Consider the following 21039-nt stretch of genomic DNA (forward strand, 5'->3'; position numbering starts at 1 on the left):
CCATTACCATTTTTTACCATTACAATATTCTGTGAAATATCATTGAGCATAGTGCTTATTACACCGCTATTTTGGCGTAGGTAGCCAATTATGTTCCAGTCTTGCAATAGTGCTAATGGCGACCACTCCGGGACAATCGCAATTCCAGAAACTTCAAGGATATTGAAATTGTACATTTTTATAATGTAACCTTCACCAATTTGCAAATCGCCTATAGTATTTACATTATACATTGGCCAAAAAGTTTCTCCAATTTCGTTTTTCATAAGAACCATATAGGCGGCTACATCGGTAAAAACCGAATCACAATCTGGAACATAAGGATCTACATAGCTGGAAATAATTGACCAACCCTGATTCAGATTCACAAATTGTTTGGTATGATCGGGGATATATTGACTTGCCTTTAAAAGAAAAACATCTGAACTCCCTCCAAAAAAGCAAGGAGATATAAGGCTGTCAAATTGAACATTTGGAATTCCTAAAATTCTACCTGAAATAAATATATTATATTCATCATCAACAACAATTTTGTTTGGTTTTACATTATGCTCTGTTCCAAAAGGAATTATCCACTGTTTTTCACTTATAGCGTTAAATTTACATAAATAGGGCGCTTCTTCTGGATTTTCAAAAGAAGTGATAATAGTATCTATGTCAAAAATTATTGAATCGTTATATAAATGAAAAGTAAAATAGACATTATCATCATTATCATAAGTAATTGTTGGTTCTCTATTACCATCAAGACTACCCGTATTATTTACATATTTAGACCATAATAGGTTTCCATTTGAATCAAGTTTTGCAAAAAATGAATTGTCATCGTTCAGTCCAGTGCCCGTAGTAGATGACCATATTGTGTCAGAATCTATTATAAATGTTGAACTGTTAGAGCTTCCGGCAAGCAAAACACTATTAGAATTATCAATTTCAATATCATTTATATATCCATTATGATCACCATGTAATTGAATATTCCATAGAAGATTGCCATTAATATCGAATTTTAAAAGAAATGGAGACCAGTTATTATTCGAGAATAATAAATTACCATCAACATTTAAAGGAATCCCACCAGTTCTTTGAGTATAATATATATTACCATAATCATCAACTGCAAGGTCAACAGGTTCATCATCATTGGAAGAGAATATTCTTTTTACCCAAAGCTCATTGCCAAGCGAATCGTATTTTGCTATAAAAGCATCTTCGGTTCCTGAATTGCCGATTGTGGTGCCCGCAAAACTTAAATTTGGACTGTCGTAATAGCCTGTTATTATAATATTTCCTTCATTATCTATTACTATATTTGAAGCATAGTCATCTCCTGTACCTGAAATAATATTTAGAGAAATTGGATTTCCTGATGTATCTTGTTTTGTAACAAAAATATCCTTAGTCTGTGTAACAGGAGTAGTAGTATTGCCATATGTATAAGACCAATATGTAGACTTGGACATTACAGAATACATATAAGTATCATTTTGTTGAAAATCTGAGATAGAGGATGTGAGAATATCAGGTACTTCAAAAGCTGATGATAAAACTCCATTGCTATTGAATTCAATAAGAAAGTTATTACTACCAGATAGAGATGTATCAGTAAAGAATAGTGTATCTGAACTGCCAGATCCAAGAGTTTCAATTACAAGTTTACAATTACCGTAATTATCACAGTAAAGTCTTATGGGACGATCGTCATTATAATTTCCCATTGTCCTTAACCAATCATACGATGTTATTTGTGAAAAACTTATTTGTGATACTAGATATAAAAGTATTAATATGATAAATTTTTTCATAATTTTTATATTTTATAATTATTTAAAATCCAAAGATAATAATTTGAATTTAAAACTAAAAAGAACCAAAAGTCAAGGTCTGAATAAAGCTAATAGGGTGATAAACAAACCTTAACCTAAAATTGGTTTTACTTATCTAAACTATTATTTTTATAATTTGATTACTGATAATTTCTGTGTATGTATTTTATCAGCAAAAAAATATTTAATAATATAATAGCCTGAATTCAAATTGTTTATCTGATTAGTATAACTATAGTAGCCTTTTTCTAAATCTTTGGAAATTAAATTTGAAACAACACTACCTTGTATATCGCAAATAGAAATATCTACAAATCCTTCTTCGCATAAATAAAAACTCAAACGAACCAAATCATTTGCAGGATTTGGTGAAACAGGAAATAAAATATTATTCTCTGGTTTTGTTTCAACTATTTTATTTGCTACGCAGTTTTTGTTAACTTCGAATGTGCCATCACCAAGTTCCCAACTTTCAACTTCAAAAATTCTTTCAATATTTGTAAGTGCTGAATAAACTTTTATTGTTATTGGCTCATTCTCATTTAAACCTTCTTTAATATCTGAATCTTTATCGTCGCCATGAGAAAGAAAAATTGTAATACCTCCTTCATATACAGCACTACCACACAAATTATTATTTGAATCGAAAACACCAATTTCATCGCCTACTTCTGGATAAACATCCCAGGCTTCTGGAAGAATTACAACTCCCATAGAATAGTATGTTTTATAATAGTCGGTATAAACTATTGTTTCCTGTTTTTCTCTAGGCAAAGAGTAACTTTTGGTTGCTGTCCAAGGATATGAAAAATCTGTGATTGTAGAACCACCTGACTTTATTGCAGTTGTATAACCTTCTCCTGCTTCCATATCACTTATTTGGTTTATAGAATAATCAGGCCAATAGATATAACCATCCTCATTTTTTATCCAATCTATATCATCAGGAACATAATCACTAAACATGTCTTCAACATCACCTGCAGTAATCCTAAGAAAACCAATTATATCATAGGTTTTAATAATATCAAATTCATAATCAGTTTCTACCTTTTCGCCATAAATATCTAAGGTCTTAGTTATATCAGTCATCCTAATTTTGTAGCCTTCGCCTACTACAATATCGCCGATATCGTTTGTTGAGGATGAAGGTTCATATTCTACTTCAGTATCGCTACCATTATCATATGTGAACATTCTATCTAACCATGGTTCAATGTCCTTTGTAACAAATTCCAATTGAGGATACAATGGTTTAATATATGATGAAATGATGCTCCATGTTTGATCAAAATCAATTTCTTGATGTGATACTTTTAGTTTATCTAAATATGAAGTCTGACCATTCGCATATTTCTCTTCACCAGAGTCCCATATCGGATGTGCAGTAAATTCTGTCTCACTGCTTGCATCATAAACTAACCATATAAATTCTTCTTCTTCTGTAAAACCGTATTTAGGTTCTTGTCCACTATTATCTTTAAATGCCTCTAAGGAAAGATCTCCACTAGAAGGCCAAGCTGCACAACCACCACATGAAAGCTTTCCATCATCATTTGTGTAAAAAACGCCAATATAATCTTCAGTTGCAACTAGTTCAACCTGAGTATTATTACTAATATTTACTTTCAGCACATCAGTTGAACTGTTAGGTATTTCCAAGGTATGTTTATCAGAACCAATAGTTCCGTGTGACCAAGATAAATAATAGCTTTCATATGCGCCTACATCAGATCCATGATAAGATGGTTTTGTAGTTCCATCAAAATCTTCATCAATTTCAAAACTCCCATTAAAATCAGTTGCTGCCGAATCGTTACATGGCGAAAATGCTTTTAAATTATAATCTGAGTTAGCAGGGTCTCTAAATTCTACATCTGCAAGAGTCGAAGTAATAAAATTTCTATTTAAGCTGTAAAAAACTGGGGTTTCTGGTATGAAATTTTCACCACTATGATAATCAACCGCATCATAGGCACAAACAATTATATTATAAAAGATATCATTATTGTTCGATACTTTATGATTAAAATATATTGCATCATTTCCAGGTTCAACAATGGTATTATGATAAATAAATATTCCATTATCATAATTTAGATTGCCACCAAACCATGTATTTAAGTAAATTGCTTTACTACTTGGTTCAACTATTAAGTTATTGTATAGATATAATTCACCAGTTGCTTTCGAATAAATTCCATAACCAACACCATCTTCAATCTGATTTGAATATACCTCCACGTCCCATGAACTTTGACCAATGTTTATTCCTTTTGATGATATCTGTCCACCAAAATCTTTTATTTTATTCTTGTAAATAAAAACATCAAGACTGTCGTCTCCAACTTTAATTCCATCATCTCCCAAGTCTTCAATTATGTTGTCATGTATTTTTAAATCGGTGAAACCATGTCGATAAATTGTATAATCTCCCACAGTTGTTGTTTGGTTGTTTGGATCACCAAGCAAAATACCAGTCCCTCCAATATCATGGATTTTACAATTTTTTATTTCAACATTTTCAATTGTATATCCTGCTACATAACTTTGAGAATTGTAGCGATATGGTCCCCAAAAGGACATTTCTGTATCATCATTTTCATCATACCAATAATTATCCGATTTTATTCCACATCCAGTATGGTCACCTGCAGTTGTTGCCGGAGAGCCTGTAGAGTGAGTTATTTCAATTCCATCGATAATATAGTTATCAGAAAATCCTTTTAGGAGAATTCCATTTACGCCAACTACACCATTCTTACAATCAATTATTATCCCATAAGGATCAGAAACATCTCCTCTACCAATAAACTCAAAATTTTTGCAATTTTCGAAATGAACAATATAATCGGCTGTAGGTGAATTATTACTCAATATTGTGAGTGGTTCTCCTACATTTTCATTTGTAATTACGATTTTCCCGGTTGATGAATTAGCACCATTAATCCCAATAAATTTGATTTCTCCATTCCATACTTCATTGCTATAATCTTGTAGAAAAAGAGTATCAGCTACATCAGTGCCATCTAGTATATCCGATTGGTAAATTAATGTTATATTGGGTGTTTCTAGAGAAGTTTCAGTTACATTAAAAGCTTGTCCAAAGGAATTTACAGAAAATGCTATTACTAAGCATATTAATGCTATTTTACTTACAATTTTTTTCATTATCTTAGGTATTAAATTAAACATTTTTTTTTATTAGTTTTTGATTTTGTTACAAGATTGTGCCTCAAAAGTTTTTTTCTTATAAACCAAAAAAAATAAAACAACTTTCTTTTTTGAGGCAAACTTTGACGAATTTATTTTTCCCCAGTTCAAAAATGTTAATACTCTTTGAAAAAACGTTTTTCTTTTTGCTTTTGAAACTGTAGTAAAGCTTACAAGCCTTGCCGGGTACGAACTTTGTCAAAGTTTTGAACTTTGACAAAGTTGAAAGTATAGAAAGAAATTCTATAAATATTTGTATTTTATTTAATAGAAATTTCGAGTGGAGGGGGGGGGGTAATTATCTGACACGCAATATGTTACACATATTCTATTTGCTTTATTAAAATTAATAATTTTTAAACTTACAAAATTTTTCTCTTCTTTCATATTTTCAACAAATTTTTCTTACTCAAAAAAACAAGCCCCTCTACTTACTAATAACAAAAAGAGCAAAAACCTTTCACGATTTTTGAAGCATTTTTTATAATATTCTTGAAAAAGGTTTGTATGTGTTTGATTATGTGGGAGAAAAAAAATTGCATTTTTTTTTCAAAACTTTGTTATAAAGTTATAAAATTTAACAAAGTTGTCCACAATTACAAGCACAAAAGGTGCGAAATTTAAAGTCGTAATGTAGAATTTAGAAAATTTATTAATAAAAATTCAAGATTTTCAATATCTTGACTTTAGCCTGATTATTTCATGAATTTTCGTAACGAAAGCTCAAAATGTGCATCAGATTTGAACTACCACAGATTTTTATTTTTGAGTAATAGCAAGCTATTTTGATGAACTAAAAATTGAGGACGGTCAAAGATGATGTGTAGTTCGGGCTTTTAGTAGAAATATTCATGAATTATTTAGGTTAGAAAGGTTGCACTAATATAATAAGCTACTTACTTCAATTTCACTGACAATTCCATAAAATCAAAAATACATAGTTCAAAATGATAGCTTTTGTTTATTTTTGCCATAGATTGATAAACTGATTTTTATGAAACTTCTGTTTAAAAATATAAGTAAAGTTGAAAAATTAAATTCATTCATTAATGTTTTGAATAACATGACAAACAGGGTATTAATCATTAATAATTAATCATTCATAATTTACTAATAAAATGTCAGTAAAAATAATTGTACTTGCCGCATATGCACTAATGATAATAATTGTTGGTGTAATTGGATTAAGAAAAACCAAATCGTTTAACGACTTTTTTCTTGGAGGCGGAAATGTGGGACCTTGGTTTACTGCATTTTCATATGCAACCGCTTATTTTTCGGCAGTAGTTTTTATTGGTTTTGCAGGCAAAGTTGGCTGGGGTTTTGGCTACTCTGGAATTTGGATTGGAATTATCAACGGACTTGTAGGAGTGCTTGCAGTATGGGCAATTCTAGGATGGAAAGTAAAAAAAGTAAGCACCGAAATGGGCATCTCAACCCTTAGCGAATTTCTTGATAAAAGATACAATAGTCCATTTTTGAAAATTTTTGCATCTGTTGCAATTTTTGTATTTTTAATTCCATATTCCGCAGCAGTTTTCATTGGACTTTCCTATTTATTTAAGTCAACATTTCCGGATTTGGGTTACGTAAATGCTGTAATTTTTATTGCAATTTTCACAACTATTTATCTTGTATTGGGTGGCTATAAGTCTATGACATTGATTGATACAATTTTTGGAATTATTATGATTATTGGCGTTTTGATTATGATATATTTCACATTAGATAAAGCAGGTGGACTTTCTGTAATTACATCAACACTTAATGAAATAAATCCAAAATTAACATCGGCAATTGGGCCTCCCGGCTGGTGGCCATTGTTTTCGTTAATATTTTTGACAAGCGTTGCACCTTTTGCTATGCCTCAATTGATTCAAAAATTCTATGCTGTTAAAGACCGAAAAGCAATTCGTGTCGGAATGATTGGCTCATCTGTTTTTGCAGTTTTGCTTGGTGTAATTGCATATTTTATGGGCTCTACAACCAGATTTTTTGCCAAAACCGGACAAATGAAAATCATAAGTAATGCTGATGGTAGCCTCAACGTTGATGCACTTATGCCTGAACTTTTGACTTCTGTAATCCCGGAGTCTCTATTTATAATTATTTTACTTGTATTGCTATCTGCATCTATGTCAACACTTGCTGCATTAATTTTAGTTTCAAGTTCTTCTTTAGTGAAAGATTTTTATGCAGGATTCATAAACAAAAATGTTACAGACAAAAAGCTTACACTTTTGATGCGTTTTGGAAGTGCCTTTTTTGTTTTATTATCTGCACTGATTGCAATAAATCCGCCCGAAACAATAGTTTCAATTTTAGGAATTTCGTGGGGGGCAATAGGTTCTGCATTTTTAGGTCCATTTATTTGGGGGCTTTTCAGCAAAAAAGTGAATAAAGTTGGAGCAATTGCATCAATGGTTGGCGGAGTAGCAATATGTTTGATTTTATTTATTTACGGAATGTCATCGCCTCAAGCAGGAACAATAGGGATGATATCTTCATTAGCAATAAATCCTATATTTAGTTTGTTTTTTACAAAAAAGACCAATAGTTTTAAATAGAATTTAAATTGGGATATTATGAAATCGATAAAAATAGCTGTATTCTTCACTTTTATGCTTTTATTTTTTGCATGTCAGGAAAAACCTCAGCAGCAACAAAATTCAAATTCAAAGAAGAAGATTTCGAAAGTTGAAAGAATTTCAGTGCCAAAATTTAATGCTGATTCTGCATATATTTATGTTAAAAAACAATGCGATTTTGGACCAAGAGTTCCAAATACCAAGGCTCATTTTTTATGCTCTAATTACTTGAAGAAAAAAATGGAAAACTTCGGAGCTGATGTAATTGTTCAAGAAACCAGAGTAAAAGCATTTGATGGCACAAGTCTAAATATTAAAAATATTATTGCACAGTTTTCTCCCGAAAAGAAAAACAGACTTTTACTATTTGCTCACTGGGACTCTCGCCCGTTTGCTGATCATTGCGAAAATCCTGAAAAACGCGACAGTCCTATAATTGGCGCAAACGATGGAGCAAGTGGTGTTGGAATATTGATGGAAATCGGAAGGCAAATTGGGATAAAAAATACAAAATTAGGAATAGATATTATTTTCTTCGATGCTGAAGATTATGGATATCCAGATCATAAAAATATTCCACACCAAAAGGACACCTGGTGTTTGGGTTCGCAGTATTGGGCAAAAAACATTCATACACCTAATTATTATGCCAGATATGGAATTTTGTTGGATATGGTAGGTGCGAAAAATGCTATGTTTTATCAGGAACAAATATCTTTGTATTATGCACCAAGTATTGTAAATAAAGTTTGGTCTGCTGCCTTTAATCTAGGATTTTCAAATTATTTCATTTTTAACAAAGGAGGACAAATTACTGACGATCATCAGTATGTAAACGAAATTGCAAATATTCCGAGCATTGATATTATACAACACGACCCAAGTACAAAATCGAATTTTGGTTCGTATTGGCACACACATAACGACAATTTCGATATTATTGATAAAAACACTCTTAATGCTGTTGGACAAACAGTTTTGGAAGTTATTTATAAGGAAAAATAGGCAATTGTAAATTCTCAATACTTAACAATAACTTTGGTTTTCCATTTTCCAATAAAATAGTAAACCAAAGAGAATGTCATTCCAACGCCCCAACCAGCAGGAATTCCCCACCAAATACCAACAACTCCGATTTTCTGTGACAGAAAAACAGACAATGGTACTCTTACCACCCAAAGAGCCAATAAAGTAATAAACATAGGCATAAGGGTATCGCCTGCACCTCTGAAAACTGCATTAAAAACAAATAGTACCGAGAATAAAATATAAAACAGACTTACAATTTGAAGATATTCAGCTCCAATTTCAATAACATTTGTGTCAGGACTAAAGAGCCGCATTAGTTCGGTCCTAAAAATATTTATTATCAGAGTAAGAGATACGGAAATAATTGAGGTCATTATTAATGTTGCTACAAGTCCTTTTCTAACCCGTTCGGCTTTATTTGCTCCAAGATTTTGCCCCACAAATGTCGAAAAAGCAGCAGCAAAATTCATTGCAGGTAATATTGCAAAAGAATCTATTCTGCCCGCAACAGAATAGGCAGCAACCGTGTCGGTTCCAAAATCATTCACAATGCGAAATAAAGCAAGAAGTCCGAGCGAAACAATAGTTTGCTGAAATCCTGAGGGTAAGCCTATCCTTAAACTCCGCATAAACATTTCCCATTCGAAATTAATTTTCAGGAAAGAAATTTGAATAATCTTATGATATTTATTCAAATATAATACTATCATCAAAAAAGAAACTCCTTGCGAAATGACAGTAGCAATTGCAACTCCCTCAATTCCCCATCCGAAAACCACTATGAACAACAAATCTAAAAATATGTTTAGTATTGTTGAAAGTATAAGAAAATATAATGGAGTTTTGGAATCGCCTAAACCTCTGAGAATTGCAGCAGTGCCATGGAATCCAAACATTGTTACGCTACCGAGAATAAAAATATTGAAATAGGTAGTTGCTTGTGGAATAATTTCAGCCGGAAGTTTTATCAATTTAAATATCTCATCGCTGAAAATTATCCCAATGGCACTTACAACAATTGATGATATGAATAATATTACATTCATAGTATCAATTGCTAACTTTACTTTTGCATAATTTTTGGCACCGAAATATTGAGCTATTATTATAGTGGCACCAGAGCTTAATCCGATTACCATAGAAATTAAAACAAAAATCAACGGGAACGAAGCCCCCACTGCCCCTAATGCTTCTTTTCCAAGATAGTTTCCTACAATTATACTATCAATAATATTATATAATTGTTGGAAAACATTGCCAAAAAGCATTGGAAGTGCAAAGTGCAAAATTCTTTTTGCCTCGCTTCCCTGTGTGAGATCTTTCATTTATTATTTACTGATATGCACTGTATGTGCCTAAATTTATGTGTCTTAAATGCTCCTGAATTATTATAATATTATTTCACTATTCTTCAGATTTTTCTACTAATTTCGGATAATTCATATTGTTTTCAATAACAAAATATGCTTCAGGAAAATCATTCAAAATTGTTTTATAAAAATGAAAGCCTTCGTTTTTAGTTCTATAGTCGCCAATCCGAATTTTGAAATATGGCTGATGATAAATTAAATATGTTTTTTCGTTCGGATATTTTGCAAGAAATTTCGATTGAGCTTTTCTTGCATTTTTTCTTGCATCGTGTCCCGAACCAGAATAGATTTGAATTCGGTAGCCCGATATGGTATTCTTTTTTTTATTTAGTTTTATATGCTTATTTACAAGTACATGCAAATCTTCTTCTTGATAAATTGATACTTTAGTTTTTGAACTATCGCATTTTTGTAGTTGATAAAAAATTTCGCTCTCTTCAAAGTTTTGAGTTTCTTGTCCAAAAACTAAGCAATATGACAACAAAAACAAAACTATATTGCTGAAAATTAATCTCATATTAATTCTTTGTTCTTTCTTTTCTATTTAATAATTTGGGAGGTTTCAAAAACGATTATTCAAAAAATAGTAATTAAATTGTTAAAATAACTCAATTATTGATTAAAAATTATGAATGCTAATAACCGGAATTGTAGAATGATTTACCATTTGTTGAGCGTAATCTCCTAACCATAAACTTTCGGCACTTTCGGTTTGTTCGGTCATTATTGAAACTAACTGTGCATCAACTTCCTTAGCATAGTCTAAGGTAATTTTTGTTATATTATCGCCGTAGATTAATTCTTTGCTGCATTTAATATTAAGTGAAATTAAATGATTGTAAACCTGATCGCAATATTTTTCAATTTTAAAAATTACTGCTTTTCTGTTTGTTTCTCTAACTCCAACTATCTTTACTTCGGCTCCAAATTTTAAAGCAAGCTCGGCTATGAATGGAACTTTTTGCCTGGTTTCTCTGCTAATGTCGATTGGTAGAACAAAACGTTTTAGTTCGGAAGGTAAATATCCAAGCCTAATAGTAATTACCGGACAAGGTGCATTGCTCACAACTCTATATGCGTTGCTTCCTATCATATATTCCTCGAAACCAGAAACACCATGAGTTCCCATTACAATTAAATAAGCATCATCATATTTTGCCTGATTTGTAATTTCTCTATAAATGCTCCCTGTTCTGATTTTATAGTCAAAAATTCCAGATACTAAATATTTATCTCTGAATTTTTCTATTAGCATATCAAAATAATGGTCAACAGATTTTTTGTACTCTGGTTCATCTTTAGCCAAATCGAATTGCACATCGAAGTTTCGGCTTTTTTTGACAAAAATCAGTCTAATGTGGGTTTGCAATTTATTTGCCATAATAATAGCATGCTCAAGAGCATTTATTGAATCTTCCGAAAAATCTATTGGAACTACTATTCTTTTCATAATTATTGCTTTTTTTATTTTTCAAAGATAATATTTTGTTAGAAATTGAAAGCATTTGCCGAAAAAATTATCTTTGTAGAAATTTAAAACTACAAAATGAATAGATTTATTATTTTATCTGTATTGCTGATTTTTGCTACCTTTTCGTGCAAACGAGTAGCTATTAAAAACAAGAATTCCGATGAAAATATCACCTTAAAAAATGACGAAAATTACTCGTCAGATTATCTTTTGCAATCGACTTTATGGTATCAAAAATCGGCTGAAATGCAGGCAATTTATCATCAGAATTTCAATTTAGCCAAACTTGTTTTTAATAATAAACTTGCCGAAAACAAAAGTCAAAAACCAAAAGCTATTGTTGTTGATATTGATGAAACTATGCTTGACAATAGCCCATATGAAGCCAATTTGATAAAAACAAATACCAGTTATACAAAAAAAACATGGAACGAATGGTGCAAGCTCAAAATTGCAAAAGCCTTGCCTGGAGCAGTCGATTTTACAAATTTTGTAAAATCTAAAGGTGTTGAGGTGTTTTACATTTCAAATCGCTACGAAAGTTCGGTGGAAGCAAGCATGGAAAATATGAAAACTCTGAATTTTCCGTTCATCGACAAAAACCATTTTCTGTTTAAAAATAAAATTAGCAGTAAAACCGAAAGGAGAAATAAAGTTGCACAGAATTATGAAATAGTTATGCTTCTCGGAGATAATCTTGCTGATTTCGCAGGAATATTCGAAAATCGAAGCGAATATTTTGGTTTTAACATTGTTGATGAAAATAAGTATTTGTTTGGCAACAAATATTTCATTTTTCCAAATCCAATGTATGGTTCGTGGGAAAAGGCAGTTTTTGGTGGCAGCATGAAATTTTCGGCAGAAGAAAAAGATAGTTTGCGGAAAACTAATTTGATTGGATATTAACAACTTGAATTATTGAGTAAAATCATTCAAGCTAATTTTTCAGCAAGAATAAATTGTTATAATAAAACTTGTGCCAACATTTTGTTCCGATTCTACTGCAATTTCAAATTTGTGAGCATCAATAATTTTTTTACAAATACTTATTCCTAAACCTGTGCCTTTTTCGCCGCCTGTTCCATCTGTACTTTTATCGAAAGTGTCTGAAAACAATTTCTTTCTTGCATGATCGGGCATTCCAACTCCTGTGTCGGTAAGTTTAATAATTGTTTGCTCTGGATTCTGAATTGCCGACAAACTGATTTTTCCACCCGCCGGAGTAAATTTCACTGCATTCCCAATCAAATTGTTCAAAACCTGGCTGAATAATGCTTCGTCAACATCTACAAAAATATCTTCGTCAACATCCATTTCGAACTTGATGTTTTTCTCCTGCATCTTCGAGGAAAGATTTTTTCGCGAAACATTTCCAATCTCAATTAGCTTGATTTTTTTAGGATAAACTTGAAATTTTCCAAGTTCCAGATTAGACCAATGATAAAGTTTGTTGTTGTAATCTAACAGTCTTTTTAGTTCCTCATTTATGTCTATTATATCGGATTGATGTGATTCGTCAATTTTATTAAAAAAAGTTTCGTCTTGGAGCAAAATATCTGAAAGAGCAACAACTGCTGCAATAGGCGAACGCAAATCGTGAGATACAATTGATACGAACTGGTCTTTAAACTTCAGAAGTTTTTTGAGTGCATTTTCAGCTTTAGCCAATTTATCGTAGGCAAGACTTTTTTCTCTTGCTTTCTGAATAAGTAATTGGCTTTCTTCAACTGAGGTACTTATTGATTGAATAAATAATAGTTTCTTATTGTTTACAACTGCTGCCATTGCCTGAAGATGAAAATCTTCGCCATCGGTATTTGATTCTGTCCATCTGTCTGACATGACTTTTTCCGAATCGCTTTCTTCCCAATGGTTTTCTGCCATAGGCAAAAATGTTTGAATAAATGGGAAATAGTCGGAAATAATAAACTCTACTCTATTAGTAATTGAATCGGAAAATAATTCGACAAACCATTTTGGGAAACTTCCCACAATTTTAAAAACATCATCACTTATTCTTTCAAATGTAACTACTTCAAACAGGTTTAAAACGTCTATTGAAATAGATTTATCTAATTTTTTCGACGAACGGGCAAGCATCAATTGGGTCTCATTTTGTTTTTGCAGAATATTTCGCAGTTTGTTAACATCCTGTGTTTTATCTAACAAAACTACCCAACAGTTCGTTTGGTCTTTTATTATGTGAATATCGGCATAAACTTCTTGCTCGGTTTGAATATTTGGCAATATTATCAAAGGAGTTTCGAGCGGAAAAATTCCATCGAGAAATGGTACTATTTGTTCTATTTGAACGTTTTTGCTAATGCTGAAAATTCCATAAATTTCTAAGTTTCCTTCCCATGAAATAACTTTACCTTCTTTAGACAATTTTATAAAAACAGGATTTTGACATCCTATCAACAAGTCTTGTAAATATTTATCGATATTATTAGGTATATTTATCACTGTTCTAATTTTAATTTAATCTAAATTATTTCATTCTGTGCAAATAAGGATATTGAATATTATTGATTTCCGTCAAACATTAAAAATCTATTCACAAACTTTTGATTTTCAAATATTTTTTAGCATCTAAGTTTTAATTTTCTTAGTCTTCATCGAACCATATTATGTTGTTTTTGAGCAGGGATAATCTTTCAATCTCGTCAGCAAATTCGTCAAATAAGGTTTTGTCTTTAACTTTTGCTTTTAGTTCGTTCAAATTTGTAATGACAGCTTCCAACTCACTATAAACAATAGGAAAAACTTGTTTGTTGTAGTTAATATTAGTTTCGAGTTTACTGGTTACTTTTTTCAAACTTTCATATTTCAAACTTTTATTTCTAGCTTTTTGAATAAAGGTGTAATTCCCAATTATTTTTTCATTAATATTTTCAATTAACAAATAATCATTGCCACTCATTTTCATAGCAAAAGCTCGTAGATAATAAACATTTTCATGCTTGTCTGATTCTAACCAAAGGTCTGAGCAGATACTTGATTCCAAATCATTTTCCCAAAAAAGGTAAGCAGTTTCCAAAAAACTTTCTAAAAATGGGAAAAACTTACTATAGTCAATATTTTTATCAAAATCAAAATCAAAATCTAAATCATCTAGTATCTCCTTTAACCACAATGGAGTCTCATTTAATAATTTAAATTTATTTTGCTTAACTCTTAATAAAATTGCAAATTCCAATTTAGAAAATAGACTATATATGTCTGAATTATTTCCCATTTCTTTAATTACTGATTTTTCAATATATCTCTACTTAGTTCAAGGAAAGCCAATTCCACTGCTTCGCCGGTTTTTGCACTGGTAAAATAATATTTCCAACCTTTTTGTTTAATTTTTTCGATTATGTTATCGTCAATTTCCCATTCGTCTTTCATATCTACTTTGTTTATTAGCAAATAAAATGGGATTTTACCGACTGTAATATTTATCATTTGATTCAGATATTCGGCTACTTCGAGAGTGTTTTTCCGAGTGCCGTCAATTACAAGAAAATAACCTGCCGAACCGACGAGGTATGATGATTGAACTTTCTGATAATCGTCTTCGCCATGAATATCCCAAAGTATCAAATCTAATTTGGTTCCATCTATGTTTAATGATTTTTTGTCTATTTTTACTCCTATTGTGGTTAAATATTTTTCAGAGAAAATACTCTTAACAAATCTTTGCACCAAACTAGTTTTGCCGACTGCATATGCACCAATCATGCATATTTTCTTCTTAACCATAACTATTTATTATTTATCTGATATTATTACTTTAAATGAAACTCTTCGGTTGAATCTTTTTGCTTTTTTCGTATGCCCTTTCATAAGTGGCTGAGACGAGCCCATACCATAAATGGTGAACATATATTCAGGCAAATTTCTGTCCAAAAATATTTCTAAAAATCCTTCGGCTCTAAGTTTGCTAAGCCATAAATTTCCGTCTTTATATCCTGTGTCATCAGTATGTCCTAAAATCTCAAGATGAACAGACTTTCCATCGGCTTTTGCACTCTCTATCAATTTCCAAATATTGTCAATCAAATTGTCTATTTTGTCCGACTGTCTGCTGTTAGCTTCCGAATTTCCTAAATCGAAACTAAAATTTTGTTCTTCAATTATAGTTTTCAGTTCCAGAATACTTTTGGAAGTTTTTGAAGCGATTTTTTTTACTCCAATACTAAGCTGTTCGGTATTGTATGAATTAATTCCTGAAATTTGTGATGACTTTTTTTTCGATTTCTCAATCCAATCTGTCGGAGCTGATCCACTTGCTATTAGAATATCATTGTTTAGGTCGAGTTTTATTGTTTCCGGAGGGTCTAAAATCACTTTTGCCCTATACAAAACAAATTCCTTTGACAATGCTTGATAGATTTCCCAATTGAAAATTACTGAACCGGAATCGAAATTGTGCTTTTGCATTAAAAGATAAGGATCAACGGACAGGAAATCTTTTAAGCCTGAAATATAATGTTTCCCGCCATGTTTTTCATGTTTTGTAATTACAATTCCCGGGGCGGATTCAAGCTCACTTATAAAATTTGACCACTGATAGTTGCTTCTTATTTTAAAAAACAAGAGTGTAAAAATTAAAACAGCCACAATTCCTAAAGCTACAAAAGGGGCATATGATTTTTTCTTTTTTTGTTTTTCGCGAACTTGTTCGAGCAAACAGGGTTCCAAAATATCTGAAGTGTCTTCAAGTGGCTCAGTATCACCTTCAAATGACTCTAATTCGCGAGCAAAATCTTTATGTAATTGCTCTTGTGTAGTTTCCAACAAAGTTCGCAAATCTTCCGGCGCATTTCCACGCACTACGGCAGCCAGTATTGCATATGGGCCTTCTTCTATCCAAACTGTCAGTTCTCCAACTTGAATAGTGTTTAGAGTCTCCTGGCTATCAACTTTGAACGAGTCGTGAACAAAATCTTGTATTGCTCTTAGCATTCCCGAAACCATGTCTCCATCTTGTGAGGCAAAACCCGATTTGTCAACCTGTTTTATTAATAGGCTAGTTTTTTTATGAATAAGAAAAATCTGTTCGACACGAAATAATATACCTTTGATCATTACAATTTCTGCAAATGATTTTCCGGTAATGGCGGCTTGTATTCTCCATTTGACACTATCGAATGACAGGCTTGATTCAAGTGTCTTATTGAACGATTGTATCATTTTCCTGATGGTTTCGGAAATAGATTTTCTTATTGCCGGACCCATAATTGGGAAAAGTGCATCGGCTAACGATTTTGGATTTTCTCGAACGTTTTTTTCCAAAATCTGTGTAACAATCGGCGATAACGAATTTGTTAATGGTGAAGAATCATTTTTCGACAGATTGATTGCTTTTGGTAGAATTTTGCTTACATCATTTGCGAATAGGTTATCAGATGTATTTTCCTCATCACTATTGTCATTTTCTGCATCGACACCTATAATGAGCGAACGTAACTCTTCCCACTGCGAATTTGATATCGAGCTTTTGTTACTTTTTGAACTATCAATATTTCTTATTGATTGATTCATTAACTATCCTTTGTTTCCAGTTTTTTAGAAGTTTCTCCTCTCAATTGAAGTGCCATGTCGGTTAGGAGTGCAGCAAGATTCATTCTATCGGTTTTTTTGTCTCTGAGGTTATCTACTTCACTACTCACAACGTTTCTGATATCGGCACTTTGTTTTTGAATATCTTCTGAAAGACCTTTGAATTGTTCTAATAATTGTTGCCTAATTTCGCGTGTAGAATTGTGAGATTCTTCTTTGTGCTTGTTCAGTTTTGTTGAAAGCTTATCTACCTCAGTGCTTATCTTAGTTTCTTTGTCTTCTCTTTCTTCTGATAGGATATCTATTTTTGAATATATGTCTTTAATTTCATTTTTAACATAAACTTCTAATGAATCGAACATTTTTTTTGTTTCGCTTCTAATTTCTTCAATTGCTATTTGATTTTTCTTTTCGATATCGGAAAAACGCTTTTCGAATTCATTTATATTATTGCCAAAAAGTATGTCTCTAATTTTGTCAACTTTTTCGTTATCGTTAATTGCAATATTGCTATTTGCAGGTTTTTTTTCTTCTTTTTTCATTTTAAATTATTATTTATTAAACATATTTTTTTAGTCTTTCACTTAAATCATTTGGCTTGAAAGGTTTTGAAACTAGCTCGTCAAAACCGGCATCTAAATACACTTCGTCGTTGCCTTCCGTAGATTTCGCTGTTAAGGCTATTATTGGTATTCTTTTCCTGTTTTCTGTTCTTTCAAGCTCACGAATTATTTTTGTTGCCTCGATACCGTCCATTTCAGGCATCTGGATATCCATTAAAATAAAGTCGTATTTGTTTTCTTTAAATTTCTCTACACTAATTTTACCATTTGTTGCTTCGTCATACGAAAATTTCATTTTCTTCAGAGCCAATCCACCCACTTTTAAATTTATACTATTATCGTCAACTAATAAAACATGAGCTTGATTGGCTGGATCTTTTTCTTGGCTTATTATTTCGGATTTAGAGGATTTATCATCAAAATTTTCGGATAAAACTACAGGTTTTGAAATTTTCCTCATTTTTTTGATATCAGACAACTTCTTTTTCAGTAGAGTAAAATCTATTGGTTTATCTAATAAGGCATAATAACCTGCCAGCTTAAAGTCTTTTTCGCTTATTGTGGTTGAGGTATTTATCAAAATTAGTTTTGTGTCGCGAATGTATTTATTGCTCCTGATTGTTCGGGCAAAAATCATTCCATCTGCATCTGGCAAAACACTATCAACAATAGCTATATCAAACATTCTTTTTGAGATACCGGCTACGGTATTTAAAAGTTTAAATCCTTCTTCGGCAGAATTTGCTTCGGTTGGAACGCAACCCCATTCTGAAAGAGATGAAGTAATTAATTTCCTGGAGTTTTCTCTTGGATCAACAACAAGAATTCTTAAACCTGTACAATCTACAGTTGACTTTTCAATTATTTTCGGTTCATTCGGATCAATTTCCAGTTCTGCTGTAAAAGTAAATGTTGAGCCACGATTTTCTTCACTTTCTACCACAATGTTTCCGTTCATCAATGAAATAAGTCTTTTCGACAAAACAAGTCCTAATCCCATTCCATCGTGATGACGCATGTCTGTATCATCTCCTCCTACATAAGCTTTAAACAGTTTGTCCATTGCAACTTTGGAAATTCCTACTCCGGTATCCTTTACTTTTACTTTTATTTTAGCAATATTGTCGCTGATTTCGTCCAATTTTGCAGAAATTAGTATTTCGCCAAATTTGGTGAATTTCACAGCATTAGACATTAAATTTCTAATAATCTGCCCAAGTCGCAATTTATCGCCAATGACAGACTCCGGTATGGTTTTATCTATTTGAGTTTGAAGCCGTAATCCTTTTTCTTTTATTTCTTTATCGAAATTCGAAATAACATTGTTAATACATTTTGGAAGATTGAAAGGCGACTTTTCAAGATTAATATTATTGTCCTCAAGTTCAGAGACATCGAATATGTCTTTTAGTTTGAGGATTAATTCTTCTGATGAATTTTTAATAATTTCTGTGTATTCTTTCTGCTCTTCAGACTGTTCGGTGTTTTCCAAAAACTCTATAGAAGAAACCACTCCGTTCATTGGAGTACGAATTTCGTGAGACATTTTTGACAAAAACTGGGATTTGATTAGGTTCGCATTTTCTGCAGTAACTTTAGCTTTTAATAACTCCTCAGCTTGTTTTTTCTTAATTGAGACATCTTCTTTGGTTGCAATATAATTGACAATTTCTCCTGATTCGCCAAAAATAGGGCTAATTACAGTATAATCCCAATATAGCAAATCGTCTTTCTTTTTGTTAAACAGCTCTCCGCTCCATGTTTTACCTTTCGAAATAGTATCCCATAGATTTTTATATGTGCTATTGGTTACTTTTCCAGATTTTAAAATTCTTAGATTTTTACCAATTATTTCGTCCGGAGAATATCCTGTCATTTTTTCAAACATCGGATTAACATAATCTACATTTCCAGAAACATCGGTAATTATGATTGATACCGGGCTTTGCTCAACAGCATGAGATAGTTTTACAATTTTCTCTTCGGCTTGTTTCATGGCAGTCATATCTCTCGAAATTGATATTATTCCGAGAATTTCGCCATCAGGAGAATAAAACGGTGTTTTTAGAGCATCCAACAAGAGTCTTTGTCCATATGAATTTCTTTCCCAGTCTTTGTTTCTCCAAGGTCTGCCTGTGCTTAATATTTGCTTTTCCTTTTCAGTAAATACATCGGCTTTTTCTTTAGGAAACAGATTATAATCTGTTTTTCCTTTTAGTTCATCTACACTTTTTCCTGAAAAAATTGAATACGACTTATTACAGCCTAAATATGTACCACCGTTGTCTTTATATGAAATAAGATCGGGAATAGAATCTAATAAACTACTTAAAAATGCTTTTTCCTGAATTATAGTTTCTTCAATGTTATGTCTCTTTTTTATTTCATTACGCAATAAAAAATTCGTGTCTCTAAGTTTTTTTGTATCAGAGTTATGCTTTTTAGTAAGGCTATCTTCATAGTTGTGATATCTGCTTTTTATCCAATAAGCAAAATATCCTAATCCGAAAACTAATACAATTAGGAAACCTATAATTCCATATAACATTGAATTATTGCCCCCTCCTTCTGTTTGAGGAACATCTTTTTGGTAGGAACGTACGTTTCGTGGATTTTTCTTTGTCTGTGATTTTGTTTTTTTTTGTTCCTGATTTTTTTGAGGTTCTTCTGAATATGTTTCTTCTTTGTTCGAGCTCGATTTTTTATATTTGATTCCTTGATTTATATTAAGATTAGTTTCGTTTGAAAGAGCATTAAATTCGTCTGCTTTTGTATAATCTCCTAAGTATGAGTATGAGTTTGATATATTTGCAGCTATTTTTTTTATATAATAATTGTCTCTATCAGAATTTGCTTGCTTCAATCCTTTTTTAAAATATGATAAAGCTTTTTCATGTTTTTTTTGCTTGACATACATTTCACCAAAGCTATTTAATAAGGCAGAATTCTCTATCCCCAATTTTGCAAACAAGCTTTCTGCTTCCTGATAGCAGCCCAGTGCCTCTGTATTCCAATTCCTTTGTAAATAAACATCGCCAATATTTGTCCAATTTATTGCTACCTCTGCTTTTTCATTAGCTTTCATGGCAGATTTCATTGCACTATTGAAGTTCTGATTTGCTTTGTCGGGTTCTTTTTCTTTTAAAAAGATAAATCCCAATAGTTTATATGCTAAAGCTTCTTGCTTTGGGTTTGAAATTTCTTTTGCTAAAATTAATGCCTTCTGCCCATAGTCTCGTGATTTATCTAAATCAAAATGAATATATTGAGCAGCAAGTATATTTAACACTTCTGCTTTTTCATTTCCTCTCAAACTTTCGACAATATATTCTAAACTATCTATCGAAACTTCAGCTTTACTGTTTTGGAAAAAAAATATTGAGAATATAGTTAATAATACATATTTATTTATTATCTTCATACTAACCT

The 21039-nt window shown here is 31.7% G+C and carries 14 protein-coding genes; 3 read left to right on the forward strand and 11 right to left on the reverse strand.

All coding sequences use genetic code 11. From position 1 onward, the window contains the following. Window positions 1-1805, reverse strand: a 1805-nt coding sequence (locus HN894_03330) for a hypothetical protein (protein ID MBT7142345.1), incomplete at its 3' end; no start/stop codon positions are given. Window positions 1806-1955: 150 nt separating this feature from the next. Beyond that, on the reverse strand, window positions 1956-4997 hold the full coding sequence (locus HN894_03335) for a T9SS type A sorting domain-containing protein (GenBank protein ID MBT7142346.1): 3042 nt from the start codon (window positions 4995-4997) through the stop codon (window positions 1956-1958). 1160 nt (window positions 4998-6157) lie between these two features. Here HN894_03335 and HN894_03340 point away from each other — a divergent pair. Both HN894_03340 and HN894_03345 read left to right on the forward strand, forming a co-directional pair. Then, window positions 6158-7606 (forward strand): sodium:solute symporter, encoded by a 1449-nt coding sequence (locus tag HN894_03340; GenBank protein ID MBT7142347.1) that lies wholly within the window; start codon window positions 6158-6160, stop codon window positions 7604-7606. Between the two features lie 18 nt (window positions 7607-7624). Continuing rightward, the gene (locus HN894_03345) at window positions 7625-8632 is read left to right on the forward strand and encodes a M28 family peptidase (GenBank protein MBT7142348.1); all 1008 of its coding nucleotides are present in this window, start codon (window positions 7625-7627) and stop codon (window positions 8630-8632) included. Between the two features lie 14 nt (window positions 8633-8646). Here the strand turns inward: HN894_03345 and HN894_03350 are convergent, their stop codons facing one another. From HN894_03350 to HN894_03360, 3 genes are all read right to left on the reverse strand, one after another. Further along, window positions 8647-9981: an MATE family efflux transporter gene (locus tag HN894_03350; GenBank protein ID MBT7142349.1), complete on the reverse strand. Its 1335-nt coding sequence runs from the start codon at window positions 9979-9981 to the stop codon at window positions 8647-8649. Between the two features lie 79 nt (window positions 9982-10060). After that, on the reverse strand, window positions 10061-10543 hold the full coding sequence (locus HN894_03355) for an SPOR domain-containing protein (protein MBT7142350.1): 483 nt from the start codon (window positions 10541-10543) through the stop codon (window positions 10061-10063). Between the two features lie 102 nt (window positions 10544-10645). Further along, the gene (locus HN894_03360) at window positions 10646-11476 is read right to left on the reverse strand and encodes a universal stress protein (protein MBT7142351.1); all 831 of its coding nucleotides are present in this window, start codon (window positions 11474-11476) and stop codon (window positions 10646-10648) included. 96 nt (window positions 11477-11572) lie between these two features. On the opposite strand from HN894_03360, the gene HN894_03365 reads away from it, so the two are divergent. Further along, window positions 11573-12403, forward strand: a complete 831-nt coding sequence (locus HN894_03365; GenBank protein MBT7142352.1) for a 5'-nucleotidase, lipoprotein e(P4) family — start codon at window positions 11573-11575, stop codon at window positions 12401-12403. A gap of 39 nt (window positions 12404-12442) precedes the next feature. Here HN894_03365 and HN894_03370 read toward each other — a convergent pair whose 3' ends face one another. The 6 genes from HN894_03370 to HN894_03395 form a co-directional block, all read right to left on the reverse strand. Continuing rightward, window positions 12443-13963, reverse strand: coding sequence for a HAMP domain-containing histidine kinase (locus HN894_03370; GenBank protein MBT7142353.1), 1521 nt, complete (start codon window positions 13961-13963; stop codon window positions 12443-12445). A 142-nt stretch (window positions 13964-14105) separates the two neighbouring features. Continuing rightward, complete coding sequence (locus tag HN894_03375; GenBank protein MBT7142354.1) at window positions 14106-14735, reverse strand: hypothetical protein; 630 nt, start codon at window positions 14733-14735, stop codon at window positions 14106-14108. 8 nt (window positions 14736-14743) lie between these two features. Further along, window positions 14744-15244 carry a GTP-binding protein gene (locus tag HN894_03380; protein ID MBT7142355.1) on the reverse strand — a complete coding sequence of 167 codons (501 nt, stop codon included), beginning with the start codon at window positions 15242-15244 and terminating at the stop codon, window positions 14744-14746. Between the two features lie 9 nt (window positions 15245-15253). Beyond that, window positions 15254-17029 (reverse strand): OmpA family protein, encoded by a 1776-nt coding sequence (locus tag HN894_03385; protein ID MBT7142356.1) that lies wholly within the window; start codon window positions 17027-17029, stop codon window positions 15254-15256. Next, complete coding sequence (locus HN894_03390; protein MBT7142357.1) at window positions 17029-17589, reverse strand: hypothetical protein; 561 nt, start codon at window positions 17587-17589, stop codon at window positions 17029-17031. Before HN894_03390 ends, HN894_03385 begins: the two co-directional genes overlap by 1 nt. A gap of 16 nt (window positions 17590-17605) precedes the next feature. Continuing rightward, entirely contained in the window at window positions 17606-21031 is a 3426-nt protein-coding gene (locus HN894_03395) for a response regulator (GenBank protein MBT7142358.1), read from the reverse strand. Window positions 21032-21039 lie beyond the last annotated feature (8 nt).

Source organism: Bacteroidota bacterium, from assembly GCA_018692315.1.
Taxonomy (GTDB): domain Bacteria; phylum Bacteroidota; class Bacteroidia; order Bacteroidales; family JABHKC01; genus JABHKC01.